This window comes from Cellulomonas sp. KRMCY2 (assembly GCF_000526515.1).
Taxonomy (GTDB): domain Bacteria; phylum Actinomycetota; class Actinomycetes; order Actinomycetales; family Cellulomonadaceae; genus Actinotalea.
Genome location: NZ_JAGF01000001.1, coordinates 1495869 through 1508825 on the forward strand (window position 1 = coordinate 1495869; position 12957 = coordinate 1508825).

Sequence of the window (12957 nt, forward strand, 5' to 3'; positions counted from 1 at the left end):
GTCAGGAGCGGACCAGCCGTGCGATGGCGTCGGCGGCCTCGCGGACCTTCAGGTCACCCGCCTCGTGGGACTCCCGGGCGGCGTCGACGACGCAGTGCCCCAGGTGGTCCTCGACGAGGCCGAGACTCACGGCCTGCAGCGCCTTGGTGACGGCCGCGACCTGGGTCAGGATGTCGATGCAGTACACGTCCTCGTCGACCATCCGCGCGATCCCGCGCACCTGGCCCTCGACGCGACGCAGCCGTTTGAGGTAGTCGTCCTTGCTCCCGCTGTACCCGGCCACTGCGTCCTCCTGGTTCGTCCCGACGTCAACACCATACCCCCATGGGGTATTTCCGTCGCGCCGCGCCGACCCTGCGTCGCGGACCGTAGGCTCGTGCCATGCCGGACTGGGTCGAGCACGTCATGTGGTGGCACGTGTACCCGCTGGGATTCGTCGGCGCACCGCACGACGGCCTGCCGGCCGGCAGCGAGCCCGTGCACCGCCTCGGGCACCTCGAGGCATGGCTGGACCACGTCGTCGGGCTGGGCCTGTCCGGACTGATGCTCGGACCGGTCTTCGCCTCCCAGACCCATGGGTACGACACCGTCGACCATCTCCGCGTCGACCCGCGCCTCGGCGACGAGGACGACCTGCGCGCGCTCGTCGGTGCCGCCCACGCGCGCGGCGTGCGCATCGTGCTCGACGGCGTGTTCAACCACGTCGGGCGTGGCTTCGGCGCCTTCCAGCAGGTTCTCGCGGACGGACCGGGCGGCCCGACCGAGGACTGGTTCCGGCTGACCTGGCCGCCCGGGGCCGGACCGGGCACCGAGCCGGACTACGTCGACTTCGAGGGGCACCACGCCCTGGTGGCCCTCGACCACAGCAGCCCGGCCGTCGTCGACCACGTCGTGACGGTGATGAACCACTGGCTCGACCTCGGGGTCGACGGCTGGCGCCTCGACGCGGCCTACGCCGTCCCGCCCGAGTTCTGGGCTGCGGTGCTGCCGAGGGTCCGGGCCGCGCACCCGGACGCGTACATCTTCGGCGAGGTGCTGCACGGCGACTACGTCGCGGCCGTCGTGGACGCCGGCTTCGACGCCGTGACCCAGTACGAGCTGTGGAAGGCGATCTGGTCCTCGATCGACGACCGCAACTTCTTCGAGCTCGCCTGGGCGCTGGAGCGGCACAACGACTTCCTCGCGGCCTTCGTCCCGCTGACCTTCATCGGCAACCACGACGTCACGCGCATCGCGAGCCGGCTGACCGACCGCCGCGACCTGTCGCACGCCGTCGTGCTGCTGATGACCCTCGGCGGCACCCCGACCGTGTACGCGGGCGACGAGCACGGGATGCAGGGCGTCAAGGAGGAGCGTGCCGGTGGGGACGACGCGGTCCGGCCGACCTTCCCGCCGTCGCCGACCGAGCTCGCCCCGGGCGGCTGGGACCTGCACCACCTGTACCAGGAGCTCATCGCCCTGCGCCGCCGTCACCCGTGGCTGCACCGCGCCACGACCACGGTGCTGACCTGCACGAACGGCACCCTGGTCTACCGGGTGGCGGTCGACGGCCACGGTGACGGTCCCGGTGACGGTCCCGCTCTGCTCGTCGCGCTCAACCTGCAGGACGACGGGGTGCGCCTCGGCGTCCCCGGTGCGACCTCGGTGCTCGCCGGGCGCGGCGCGCAGGCGGACACCGGCGTGCACCTGCACGACGCCGGCCCGTCCGCCCAGGTCGAGATCCCACCGCACGGCTGGGCCGTCCTGAGGCCCTGACGACCCGTCAGGCGGGACGGCGGGCGGAGGCCGCCGCGCGTGCGGCGCCGGGCAGTGCGTCGAGGATGCGGTTGACGGCCCGGTCGTCGTGCGCCGCCGAGACGAACCACGCCTCGAAGACGCTCGGCGGCGGGTGAACGCCTGCCTCGAGCAGGGCGTGGAAGAAGGGCGGATAGCGGAAGGTGTCCTGCGACCGGGCGCGGGCGTAGTCCGTCACGGGCCCGTCGGCCGGGTCGACGAACGCGGCGCTGAACAGGGTCCCGGCCCGCTGGATCGAGTGGGCGACGCCGGCGGCCGCGAGCGCCGCCGACAGACCGGCGGCCACCGTCTGGGCCACGACCGCGACCCGCTCGTGCACGCCCGCGTCGCAGGCGCGCAGCGTGGCCAGGCCGGCTGCCGTCGCCACCGGGTTCCCGGACAGGGTGCCTGCCTGGTAGACCGGGCCGAGCGGGGCCAGGTGCTCCATCACGGTGCGCCGACCGCCGACGGCGGCGACCGGCAGCCCGCCGCCGATGACCTTGCCGAACGTGAACAGGTCCGGCACCCAGCCCTCGACGGCCCCCTCGAGGCCCCACCAGCCGGACGGACCGGCGCGGAAGCCGGTCAGCACCTCGTCGAGCACCAGCAGGGCGCCGTGCGCAGCGGTGATCTCGCGCAGGCCCTGGTTGAAGCCGGGCAGCGGTGGGACGACGCCCATGTTCGCCGGCGCCGCCTCGGTGATCACGGCCGCGATCCGGTCGCCGTGCGCCGCGAACGCCGCCCGGACCGCGGCCAGGTCGTTGTAGGGCAGCACGAGCGTCTCGGCCGCTGTCGCCGCGGTGACGCCGGCGGACCCGGGCAGTGCGAGGGTCGCCACGCCGGAGCCCGCCTGGGCGAGCAGGGCGTCGAGGTGCCCGTGGTAGCAGCCGGCGAACTTCACCACGAGCGGTCGCCCGGTCACACCCCTGGCCAGCCGGATCGCCGTCATGGTGGCCTCGGTGCCGGTGGACACCAGCCGCAGCCGCTCGACGGCCGGGACCCGGCGACGGATCTCGAGCGCGAGCTCGGTCTCGCGCTCGGTCGGTGCCCCGAACGACAAGCCCTGCGCAGCGGCGTCGCGCACGGCAAGCACGACACCGGGGTGCGCGTGACCGAGGATCGCCGGCCCCCACGAGCACACCAGGTCGACGTAGTCGTTGCCGTCGACGTCGGTCAGGTACGGGCCGTTGGCCGAGGCCATGAACCGCGGCGTGCCGCCGACCGAGCCGAAGCCGCGCACCGGCGAGCTCACCCCGCCCGGCATGACCTCCTGGGCTGCGGCGAACGCCGCCTGGGACCGCGGGACGTCGGGCAGCCAGACCATCAGCGGACCTCCCGCAGCCAGCCGGCGAGCTCGAGGGCCCAGTAGGTCAGGACCGCATCGGCCCCGGCCCGCCGGATCCCGAGCACCGACTCCTCGATCGCCGGGCGCCGCTCGATCCAGCCGTTGGCGGCCGCCGCCTCGACCATCGAGTACTCCCCCGACACCTGGTAGGCCCACACCGGGACCTCGCTGACCGCTGCCACGGCGGCCAGCACGTCCAGGTAGCCGGAGGCGGGCTTGACCATCACGACGTCCGCGCCTTCCGCGATGTCGAGCCGCGCCTCGCGCACGCCGTCGCGCCGGTTGGCCGGGTCGAGCTGATAGCTGCGGCGGTTCCCGACGAGGGTCGATGCGACGGCCTCACGGAACGGGCCGTAGAACGCGGAGGCGTACTTGGCCGCGTAGGCGAGCACCGCGACGTCGTCGCGCCCGGCCGCGTCCAGCGCCTGACGGACGGCGCCGACCTGGCCGTCCATCATCCCGCTGAGGCCCAGCAGGTGGGCGCCCGCCTCGGCCTGGGCGAGCGCCATCGTGCGGTAGCGGTCGAGGGTCGCGTCGTTGTCGACCCGGCCCGCGCCGTCGAGGACCCCGCAGTGCCCGTGGTCGGTGAACTCGTCGAGGCACAGGTCCGCCTGGACCACGAGCGCATCGCCGACCTCGGCGACGACGTCGCGCAGAGCCGTGTTCAGGACGCCGTCCGGGTCGGTCGCACCGGAGCCCTCGGCGTCGCGGCGCAGCGGGACGCCGAAGAGCATGACGCCGCCGAGCCCGGTCGCGGCCGCCTGGGCGACAGTCGCGCGCAGGCTGTCCCGGGTGTGCTGGACCTGACCGGGCATGGCGGCGATCGGGGTGGGCTCGCGCGCGCCCTCGAGCACGAAGAGCGGGAGCACGAGCTGTGCCGGGCTCACCTGGGTCTCGGCGACGAGGCGGCGCATCGCGGGCGTGCTGCGCAGCCGTCGCGGCCGCACCTGCGGGAACTGCGCGGATCCTGCCTGGGCGTCGGTCACAGCTGTCGGGCCTCCTCGACGTGTCGGACCAGACCGCCGACGAGGCCCTCGGCGGAGGCCTCCGACGGGACGACGTGCACGCTCAGACCGTGGTCGATCGCGGCCCGCTGGGTGCGCGGGCCGATGCAGCAGACCACTGTCCCGGCCGGTGGCGTGCCGACCAGCTCGACCAGGTTGGCCACGGTGCTCGCCGAGCTCAGCAGCACCGCACCGAACTCCCCGGCGCGCACCTGGGCGCGCAACTCCTCGCCGGGGACGGGTCCGCTCAGGGTCCGGTAGGCGACGACCGCGTCGACGTGCCAGCCCGCCGCGCGCAGACCGTCGGCCAGGGTCGGTTCGGCGAGGTCGGAGTGCGGCACCAGGACCCGCCCGGTCCGGGCGTCCTCGAGCGGTGGGAACTCGGCGAGCAGGCCCCGTGCGGACCGTTCGCCGAGGGGCACCAGGTCCGGCACGACCCCGATCCGCTCGAGGGCGGCAGCGGTGCCGGGCCCGACGGCGGCCACCCGGGCCGTGCGGAGCAGTGCGGCGAGGGCTGCGCCCGACGAGAGCGCGGCGGCGGAGTGCGGGTCGGCCTGCAGCAGTGCGCGTGCCGCGAGGTAGGGCACCGTCGTGCCGCTGGTGATCGTCACCCAGTCGTAGATGCCGCGCGCCAGGCCGGCGAGGCCGGAGTCGAGGCAGGTGAGCTCCGTCGGCGGCGCGAACTCGATCAGGGGCACGACGACGGCCTCGGCGGCCTGCTCCGCGAGCAGCTCGGTCACCCGCTCGCCCCACTCGCCGCCACGCGTGACGAGCACGCGCCAGCCGGCGAGCGCGCCGCTCACTGCTCGCCGCCCAGCGGTGCGAGGTCTGCGGCGCCGTCCAGGAGCATCCGGCGGGCGACCTCTGCGCCGAGCTCGCCGGCCGCCCGGAGCGCGTCGTTGCGGCCGTCGGGCAGCGGGACCGACGCCGAGGTCCGCAGCTGGGTGCCGCCGTCGGGGCGCGAGACGACGGCGTCGAGGATCAGGTGACCGCGGACGAGCCTGCCGTGCGCGCCCACCGGTGCGGCGCAGCCCGCCTCGAGGCCGGCCAGCAGCGCACGTTCGGCGGTGACGGCGAGCCGGGACGGCAGGTGGTCGAGCGCAGCGAGCGCACGGCCGAGCGCGGTGGCGGTCGCGTCGGCCGTACCGGCGCGGCACTCGACGGCCAGGGCACCCTGACCGGCGGCGGGGCACAGCTCGTCGAGGAGCTCGGTGACCGCGTCGAGCCGGTCGAGCCGGGTGAGCCCCGCGGCCGCCAGGACGACGGCGTCGAGGTCGCCGGGACCCTGCGCCGAGCCGGCGACGCGCCCGAGACGGGTGTCGACGTTCCCGCGGATGTCGCAGATCACGAGGTCCGGGCGGAGCGCGAGCAGCTGTGCGGCGCGGCGCGGTGAGCCGGTGCCGACGCGCGCACCGTCCGGCAGCTCGGCCAGGGTGAGCTCGTCGCGGGCGCACAGGGCGTCGCGGGCGTCCGCGCGGTCCGGGACCGCCGCCACGACGAGGCCCGGTGCCTGCACGGTCGGCAGGTCCTTGTACGAGTGCACCGCGAGGTCGCAGCGGCCGTCGAGGACGGCCTCGCGCAGGGCGGTGACGAAGACGCCGGTGCCGCCGATCACGGCGAGGGGGCCGGTGAGCCGGTCCCCTTCGGTGCTGATCGTGACGAGCTCGACGCCGTCGGCAGGCAGGTCGGCGAGCCGGGCGATCTCGGCCGCGACGAGGCCGGTCTGGGCGAGCGCGAGGGCGCTGGCCCGGGTGCCGACCCGTACGGTCGCGACGGTCACGGGGCGATGCCTGCCACGGCGGGTCGGGTCGCGCGGGGGTTCGCGCAGCAGCCGGGGCGGCACACGTCGTACCAGGGTCCCAGCGGGGTCAGCGCCGGCCTCGTGCGCGGGCTGGTCAGGTTCGCCATGGCACCAGTCTGACTCACGCGCTCGGCCACGAGGTCGACGAGCCCGGCGACGAAGTCCGGGTGCACGCCCGGGGTCGGCACCCGCTCGGCGTGCAGACCCGCGTCCCGTGCCGTGCTCAGCGCCTCCTCGTCGAGGTCCCACAGGACCTCCATGTGGTCCGAGACGAAGCCGAGCGGCACGATCACCACGGCCCGCACACCCCGTGCGGCAAGGGCCGCGATGGCGTCGTTGATGTCGGGCTCGAGCCAGGGCGTGCTGGGCGCGCCGCTGCGGGACTGGAAGACGAGCGACCAGGGCACGCCGTCCAGGGCCGCCCCGCCGGCCTTGACCGCGTCGCTGCTGCCGACGCTCGCCATGATGACGTCGGCCACCGCGTGGTGCTGCGCACCGTAGGCGCCGTCCGGCCCGAGCCGGGCCTCCGGCGGGCCCGAGGCGACAGCCGTCGAGGTGGGGATGGAGTGGGTCGCGAAGAGCACGTGGGCCTCGCGTGCCAGGTCCGCGCCGTCGCCGAGCGCCGCGCGCGTGCGCACCAGCGCATCGCGCAGCCCCTGCACGAACGGGGACACGAAGCCCGGGTGGTCGAAGTACTGGCGCACCTTGTCGATCACGAGCTCACCGGTCAGGCCGGTCTCCTCGAGCGCTGCCGCGAGGTCCTCGCGGTACTGCCGGCAGCCCGAGTAGGAGGAGTAGGCGCTGGTGACGACGGCGAGCAGCCGCCGGTGGCCGGCAGCGTGCGCCTCGCGCAGGGCGTCGGCCAGGTACGGGTCCCAGTTGCGGTTGCCCCAGAGCACCGGCAGGCCGAGGCCACGGGTGTCGAGCTCGGTACGCAGGGCTGCGGCCAGCGCGCGGTTCTGGGCGTTGATCGGGCTGACCCCGCCGAACGCCCGGTAGTGGTGGGACACCTGCTCGAGCCGCTCGTCCGGGATGCCCCGGCCGCGCGTGACGTTCCGCAGGAAGGGCAGGACGTCGTCCTGGCCCTCCGGTCCGCCGAAGGACACCAGCAGGACGGCGTCGTACGGCGCCGGTGGTTGCGGGTCCCGGTCGGGCAGCGTGCTCGGGTCGATCGCCGGCTCCACGGTCGGCTCGATCGCCGGCTCGATCGCCGGCTCGATCGCCGGGTCGATCGTCATCGCAGCACCTCCGCGACCTCGTCGACGGTGATCAGTCGACCGGTGAAGAACGGGATCTCCTCACGCACGTGCCGACGCGCCTGGGTGTCGCGCAGGTCGCGCATGAGGTCGACCAGGTCGGTGAGGTCGTCGGCCTCCAGGCCGAGCAGCCACTCGTAGTCGCCCAGCGCGAACGCGGCGACGGTGTTGGCGAGCACCGTGGTGAAGGCGCGGCCCTTGCGCCCGTGCTCGCCGAGCATCGCGCGTCGCTCGTCGGCCGGCAGCAGGTACCACTCGTAGGAGCGGACGAAGGGGTAGACGGTCAGCCACCGGCGCGGTGCGGTGCTCCGCATGTAGGCCGGGGCGTGGTCGGCGCTGAACTCGGCCGGCCGGTGCACGCCCATGGCCGACCAGGTCGGGTGCAGCCCGGCGAGCTCGGTGCTGCGGCGCAGGGTCCTGGCCGCCGCCTGGAGGTCCTCCGCCGACCCGCCGTGCAGCCAGAGCATCAGGTCGGCGTCGCTGCGCAGGCCGGAGACGTCGTAGATGCCGCGCAGGACGACGCCGTCGGGCAGGTCCGCGGCGGCCGCGGACAGTGCCGGACCGACGGTGCGTGCGGTCGGCGCGGTCGGTGGCGTCGGCCCGCTCGGGCTCGTCGGCGCGGTCGTGGTCGTCGGCACCGTCGGGGTGCGGCGCAGCACGGTCCACAGGGTCCAGGCGCCGGTGTCGGACGCCGGGGCGGCGGACGTCGCGTCGTGGCTCGCGGGGGCGGTCGGGGCGGTCATGAACCGCAGTCTGAACGAGAACGGGAGAATGCGGAAATCGTCGGACGTCGCCGGTCGGCGGTGCGCGTCGGACGTTCCGACCCCGGCTCAGGACGGTGCTCGGCCGCCGCTCTGCCCGGCGTGCGGCGCGGTGGTCGCCAGGATCTGCGCGGCGGTGCTGCGGGCGTCCTCGACGACCGCGACCAGGCCCGTCCCGGCGAGCCAGGCGCCGCACGCGTGCAGGCCCGGTCGGCCCGCCAGGGCGGTGCGGACCGCGCCGACCAGCGCGCGGTGGCCCGGCCGTGCATGCGGCACACCGCCGAGCCACGACGTCCGCGTGAAGTCGACGACCTGCTCGGCGACGAGCGGGACGCCGAGCAGGGCGGCGGCATCGGCCAGGGCGACGGCCCCGAGGTTCGCTGGCGCACCCTTCGGCAGGACGTCCGCCCGGCCGTAGGACAGACGCAGCACGTGCCGGCCCGGGCCGGCCGCCTCGGCGAGCCAGGCCCACTTGGCCGTCGCGTGGGTCAGCGCCTTGGCCCGGACCCCCGGGACGCCGTCGGTCACCAGCACGCCGGTCCCGCGGGGGGCACCGTCCAGCGCGGGCGCGTCGACCACGAGCGTCGCGAGCACGACGCCGGTCGTGGCGAGCGCGTCGAGCGGTGCGGCCTGCGGCACGAGGTCGGCGAGCAGGGTCGCGGCGACCGGCCCCGGTACCGCGAGCACCACCGCCCCGGCCACGAGCGTCCCGTCGGCGGTCCGCACCTGCCACCCGCCGCTGTCCGCCGCGATCGCGTCGACCCGGGTGTCCGTCCGGATCTCCACCCGCAGCCTGGTCGCGTCCTCGGCGAGCGCCGTCACCAGGCGGTTCATCCCGCCGATCAGGCTCGCGACAGCCGAACCGGCCGGCGACGCGGCGCGCAGGCGGGACACCGCGACCCCGAGCGAGCCGTGCTCGGCGATCAGCCCGCGGACCGTCGGGAGCAGCGCATCGAGGTCCAGGTCGTCGGGGTGCGCCGAGTGCACGCCGACCACGACGGGTGCGACCAGGCGGTCGAGCACCCGGTGGCCGAGGCGGACCCGCACCAGCCGACCGAGACTCACTGCCGGTGCGGCGGCCACTGCCGGTCCGGCCCCGCCGCGCACCGGGCCGAGCCCGAACCGGGCCGGGAGCAGCCGGTCCGCCGTGGCGCGCAGCGCGCCGAGCAGGCCGATCGAGCGGCGCACGTCCGGCGCCCACGGTGACACCGGGATGCCGAGCATCCCGGCGCTCGGCAGCGGATGGGCGCTACCGGGCATCTGGACCCAGGCGCTGCCCGCCGCCGGTACGACGACGTCGCCCGCCAGCCCCAGCTCGGTGATCAGGTCGGTCACGGCGGGCGAGCGGGTCGCGAAGGACTCCGCACCGGCGTCGACCCGCAGGCCGGCGACCTGCTGCGCACTGACGCAGCCACCGAGCCGGTCCGCCGCCTCCAGGACCAGCACGTCGAGCCCACCGAGTGCGAGGTCACGGGCGGTGACGAGACCGGCCACGCCGCCCCCGACGACGACGACGTCGTACCGCTGGTCCTGCCGGTCGCCGGTCACAGCGCACCGTGGGCGAGCGCGACGATCCTGGTCAGCACGTCGGGGTCGGTGCCCGGCGGGACCCCGTGGCCGAGGTTGAGCACGTGGGCCGGTGCCGCGCGCCCGCGGACCAGGACGTCGCGCACGTGCTCGGCGAGCACCGGCCACGGCGCACCCAGGAGCGCGGGGTCGATGTTGCCCTGCACGACGGTGCGCCCGCCGAGGCGACGGTTCGCCTCGTCGAGGCCGATCCGGTGGTCGACGCCGACGACGTCCGCGCCCACGTCCCGCATCGCCGCGAGCAGCTCGCCGGTGCCGGTGCCGAAGTGCACGATCGGGACGCCGAGGTCGGCGACGTACGACAGGGCCCGGCACGTGGCCGGGGCGACGTGCGCCTGGTAGTCGGCGAGGGACAGCGACCCGGCCCAGGAGTCGAAGAGCTGCGCGGCGCTGGCCCCGGCGAGCACCTGGGCCCGCAGGAACGCCCCGGTGACGTCCGCCGCCCAGTCCATCAGGGCCTGCCAGGTCTCCGGCTCGGCGTGCATGAGGGTCCGTGCCGAGAGCTGGTCCTTGGAGGGCCCGCCCTCGACGAGGTAGCTCGCGAGCGTGAACGGAGCGCCGGCGAAGCCGATCAACGGGGTGCCGTCGAGCTCGGCGACGGCCCGGTCGACCCCGTCGGTGACCGGTGCGAGGGCGGCCGGGTCGAGCGGTGCGAGGCGTGCGACGTCGTCGGCGGTGCGCACGGGCTCGGCGAAGACCGGACCCCTGCCGGGCACGATGTCGACGTCCACCCCGGCCAGCAGCAGCGGGACGACGATGTCGCTGAAGAAGATGCCCGCGTCGACCCCGTGCCGGCGCACCGGCTGCAGGGTGATCTCGCTGGACAGCTCGGGGTCGAGGCACGCGGCGAGCATGGTCACGCCACGGCGCAGCTCCCGGTACTCCGGCAGGGAGCGGCCGGCCTGCCGCATGAACCAGACCGGGATCGGCGCGAGGGTGTGAGCCTCGTCACCCGCGTGACCCGCTCGATGGCCGCGGTACGCACGGATCAGGGGGGAGCCCGACGTCCGACCGTCGGCGAGGGGATGGTTCGGGGGGAGATCCACCCTGCGATTGTGCCGAACAATCCGGCGACTGGTTCAATCGGCGGGTTGTGGCACTCATGACCCTGACGGCGAGTCACCGCGACCTGGACCTCGACGTCCTGGAGCAGCTGAGCTCCGGGGCGCACTCGGTGGGGTCCACGGTCGTGTCGGACAGCCAAGCGATCACCGGTTGCGTCGTCCTGGCGACGTGCAACCGGTTCGAGGTGTACCTCGACACCGGCGCGGCCGCGGATCGTCCCGACGGGGTCGACGACGAGGTCGTCGCGGCGGCGATCGCGGCGATCGCCAAGGCCAGCGGGCTGCGCACCGCGGACGTCGCGGCAGCCCTGCAGGCCGGCTCGGGTCCGGCCGTCGCACGGCACCTGTTCGCCGTCGCGTCCGGGCTGGACTCGATGGTCGTCGGCGAGCGTGAGGTGGCCGGCCAGGTGCGCAGGGCGCTGCAGGCGGCGCGCGCCCAGGGCACGACGTCGCCGCGCCTCGAGCGGCTGTTCCAGACCGCCTCGCGGACCTCGCGCGCCGTCGGGTCCCGCACCGGCCTGGCCGGCACCGGGCGCTCGGTCGTCGGTGTCGCCCTCGACCTGGCCACCCACGAGCTGGCCCGTCACGACCTGGACCTCGTCCATGCCCGCGTGCTCCTGGTCGGCACCGGCTCGTACGCCGGCGCGAGCCTGACGGCGCTGCGCGCGCGGGGTGCGCAGGACCTCGTCGTGCACTCCCCGTCCGGCCGGGCCGCGGAGTTCGCCGCCGACCGTGGACTGGCGGCCGTCGTCCCCGGAACCCTGCCCGACGAGCTGGCCCGGGCCGACGTCGTCGTGTCCTGCAGCGGGGCGCTCGGGCCGGTGATCGACACCGCGATGGTCGCCGCGGCACGCGAGCGGTCCACCGGCGCCGACGGGCGCGCCCGGCCGGTCGTCCTGGTCGACCTCGCGCTGCGGCACGACATCGACCCGCGCGTCGTGGGCCTCCCCGGTGTGCGGCTGATCGACCTGGCGGCCGTGCAGCGGCACTCGCCCGCGACGGTGACCCCGGCGGTCGAGGCCGGGCGGCTGATCGTCGCCGAGCGTGCCGCCGACTTCGAGCGTGAGCTGGACGAGCAGCTGCTCGTCCCGGCGGTCGTCGCCCTGCGCGGTCACGTCGACCAGGTGCTCGAGGCGGAGGTCGAGCGCGTCCGGCTGCTCGCCCGGGCCAAGGGCGCCGACCCGGCATCCGTCGAGCAGGTCGAGCGGTCCCTGCGACGGTTCGCCGCCGCCGTCCTGCACACACCGTCCGTCCGGGCCCGCGAGCACGCCCGCGCCGGGCGCCACGCCGAGTACCGGGCCGGCCTCGAGGCGCTGTTCGGCATCGACGTCCCACTGCCCGGCGACTCCGGCTCCGGCACGGACGGAGACCCGCGCCCGACCCCCCGCCACCGCGCCGACTGACCCCCGGGTGCCCGCAACCCCCGGGTGCCCGCAACCCCCGGGTGCCCGCAACCCCCGCCGCCCCTCTCGCGCGGACGACCGGTCGAGGACGGTCTGTGGATGACCGGCCACGGGGTGGTCAGGCCTGGCAGGGTGGCTGCCGGCGGCGCGCCATCTGGTGCGGCCGCGAGCGTGACGATGCGGGGGGAACCATGAGTGACGGTCACCAGTCCTACCCGAGCCCCGCCGCACCGGTTGCCCCGGCGCGGTACCCCGCGGCCGGCCCGGTGCCGTACCCCGCGGCCGGCCCGGTGCAGTACCCGTACGCTTCCGCGCCGCCGCCCGCGCCCCTGCCGCCCTTGGCCTCGTGGATCCGGCGGGTCGCCGCGTTCGGGATCGACGCCGGTGTGCCCTTCCTGTTCGTCGCGCTCGTCGTCGGCATCGCGACCAGCGTGGAAGGCGAGAGGTACGGGCGCGACACCGCGGACCTGATCGTCGCGTCGGCGATCGTCGGCGCCTACGTCGTCGCGGGCGGCTTCTCGATCTGGAACCGGTGGTCCCGGCAGGGTCGGACCGGCCAGACGGTCGGGAAGAGGGCCATGGGGATCCGGCTGGTCGGCCAGCGCACCCTCACCCCCGTGGGGACGGGCCGTGCGTTCTGTCGGGATCTCGCCCACAACCTCGACGTCTACACGGTCGTCGGCTGCTTCTGGCCGCTGTGGGATGCGCGGCGGCAGAGCTTCGCCGACATGCTCTGCTCGACCGTGGTCGTCCGGGCCTGACCGGAGCGGGGTCTGGCCGACGGTCTCCCATCCACCCCATCCACCCCATCCGGCCCGGCCCGCCGCGAGTGGAGCGTCTCGTACTCGACACGCTGGCGTGTCAGGGGTCGAACGCTCCACTCGCGGGTCGAACGCTCCACTCGAGCACGGAGCGCTCCACTCGTGGGACCGAGCGCTCCACTCGAGCACGCAACGCTCCACT

Annotated in this window: 12 protein-coding genes; 3 read left to right on the forward strand and 9 right to left on the reverse strand. The window is 75.3% G+C overall.

What is annotated here, in order from left to right:
• Nucleotide 1 precedes the first annotated feature (1 nt).
• A complete protein-coding gene (locus K415_RS0107235) occupies nt 2-283 on the reverse strand; it encodes a metal-sensitive transcriptional regulator (RefSeq protein WP_024286408.1) in 282 nt (93 codons plus the stop codon).
• Nucleotides 284-381: 98 nt separating this feature from the next.
• Here K415_RS0107235 and K415_RS0107240 point away from each other — a divergent pair, with 98 nt between their 5' ends.
• Nucleotides 382-1755 carry an alpha-amylase family protein gene (locus tag K415_RS0107240; protein WP_024286409.1) on the forward strand — a complete coding sequence of 458 codons (1374 nt, stop codon included), beginning with the start codon at nt 382-384 and terminating at the stop codon, nt 1753-1755.
• Nucleotides 1756-1762: 7 nt separating this feature from the next.
• Here K415_RS0107240 and hemL read toward each other — a convergent pair whose 3' ends face one another.
• The 8 genes from hemL to hemE form a co-directional block, all read right to left on the reverse strand.
• Nucleotides 1763-3097, reverse strand: a complete 1335-nt coding sequence (gene hemL / locus K415_RS0107245; RefSeq protein WP_024286410.1) for a glutamate-1-semialdehyde 2,1-aminomutase — start codon at nt 3095-3097, stop codon at nt 1763-1765.
• A complete protein-coding gene (gene hemB / locus K415_RS0107250) occupies nt 3097-4104 on the reverse strand; it encodes a porphobilinogen synthase (protein ID WP_024286411.1) in 1008 nt (335 codons plus the stop codon). The genes hemL and hemB overlap by 1 nt, the downstream gene beginning before the upstream one ends.
• A complete protein-coding gene (locus K415_RS0107255; protein WP_024286412.1) occupies nt 4101-4925 on the reverse strand; it encodes a uroporphyrinogen-III synthase in 825 nt (274 codons plus the stop codon). The genes hemB and K415_RS0107255 overlap by 4 nt, the downstream gene beginning before the upstream one ends.
• Complete coding sequence (hemC, locus tag K415_RS0107260) at nt 4922-5902, reverse strand: hydroxymethylbilane synthase (protein ID WP_024286413.1); 981 nt, start codon at nt 5900-5902, stop codon at nt 4922-4924. The genes K415_RS0107255 and hemC overlap by 4 nt, the downstream gene beginning before the upstream one ends.
• Entirely contained in the window at nt 5899-7161 is a 1263-nt protein-coding gene (locus tag K415_RS0107265) for a ferrochelatase (protein WP_024286414.1), read from the reverse strand. The genes hemC and K415_RS0107265 overlap by 4 nt, the downstream gene beginning before the upstream one ends.
• Nucleotides 7158-7922, reverse strand: coding sequence for a hydrogen peroxide-dependent heme synthase (gene hemQ / locus K415_RS0107270; protein WP_024286415.1), 765 nt, complete (start codon nt 7920-7922; stop codon nt 7158-7160). Before hemQ ends, K415_RS0107265 begins: the two co-directional genes overlap by 4 nt.
• An 87-nt stretch (nt 7923-8009) precedes the next feature.
• Nucleotides 8010-9488, reverse strand: coding sequence for an NAD(P)/FAD-dependent oxidoreductase (locus tag K415_RS0107275; RefSeq protein ID WP_024286416.1), 1479 nt, complete (start codon nt 9486-9488; stop codon nt 8010-8012).
• Nucleotides 9485-10573, reverse strand: coding sequence for a uroporphyrinogen decarboxylase (gene hemE / locus K415_RS0107280; RefSeq protein WP_024286417.1), 1089 nt, complete (start codon nt 10571-10573; stop codon nt 9485-9487). Before hemE ends, K415_RS0107275 begins: the two co-directional genes overlap by 4 nt.
• 56 nt (nt 10574-10629) lie before the next feature.
• On the opposite strand from hemE, the gene K415_RS0107285 reads away from it, so the two are divergent.
• Together K415_RS0107285 and K415_RS0107290 are read left to right on the forward strand one after the other, a co-directional pair.
• Nucleotides 10630-11994: a glutamyl-tRNA reductase gene (locus K415_RS0107285; protein WP_231494979.1), complete on the forward strand. Its 1365-nt coding sequence runs from the start codon at nt 10630-10632 to the stop codon at nt 11992-11994.
• A 191-nt stretch (nt 11995-12185) separates the two neighbouring features.
• Nucleotides 12186-12755 carry an RDD family protein gene (locus K415_RS0107290; protein ID WP_024286419.1) on the forward strand — a complete coding sequence of 190 codons (570 nt, stop codon included), beginning with the start codon at nt 12186-12188 and terminating at the stop codon, nt 12753-12755.
• Nucleotides 12756-12957: the final 202 nt, after the last annotated feature.

What these genes read in the sequence shown, in the direction of transcription:
- K415_RS0107240 (WP_024286409.1), top strand. Translation starts at nt 382, where the DNA reads ATGCCGGACTGGGTCGAGCACGTCATGTGGTGGCACGTGTACCCGCTG.
- hemL (WP_024286410.1), bottom strand. Translation starts at nt 3,097, where the DNA reads ATGGTCTGGCTGCCCGACGTCCCGCGGTCCCAGGCGGCGTTCGCCGCA.
- K415_RS0107265 (WP_024286414.1), bottom strand. Translation starts at nt 7,161, where the DNA reads ATGACGATCGACCCGGCGATCGAGCCGGCGATCGAGCCGGCGATCGAG.
- hemQ (WP_024286415.1), bottom strand. Translation starts at nt 7,922, where the DNA reads ATGACCGCCCCGACCGCCCCCGCGAGCCACGACGCGACGTCCGCCGCC.
- K415_RS0107285 (WP_231494979.1), top strand. Translation starts at nt 10,630, where the DNA reads ATGACCCTGACGGCGAGTCACCGCGACCTGGACCTCGACGTCCTGGAG.
- K415_RS0107290 (WP_024286419.1), top strand. Translation starts at nt 12,186, where the DNA reads ATGAGTGACGGTCACCAGTCCTACCCGAGCCCCGCCGCACCGGTTGCC.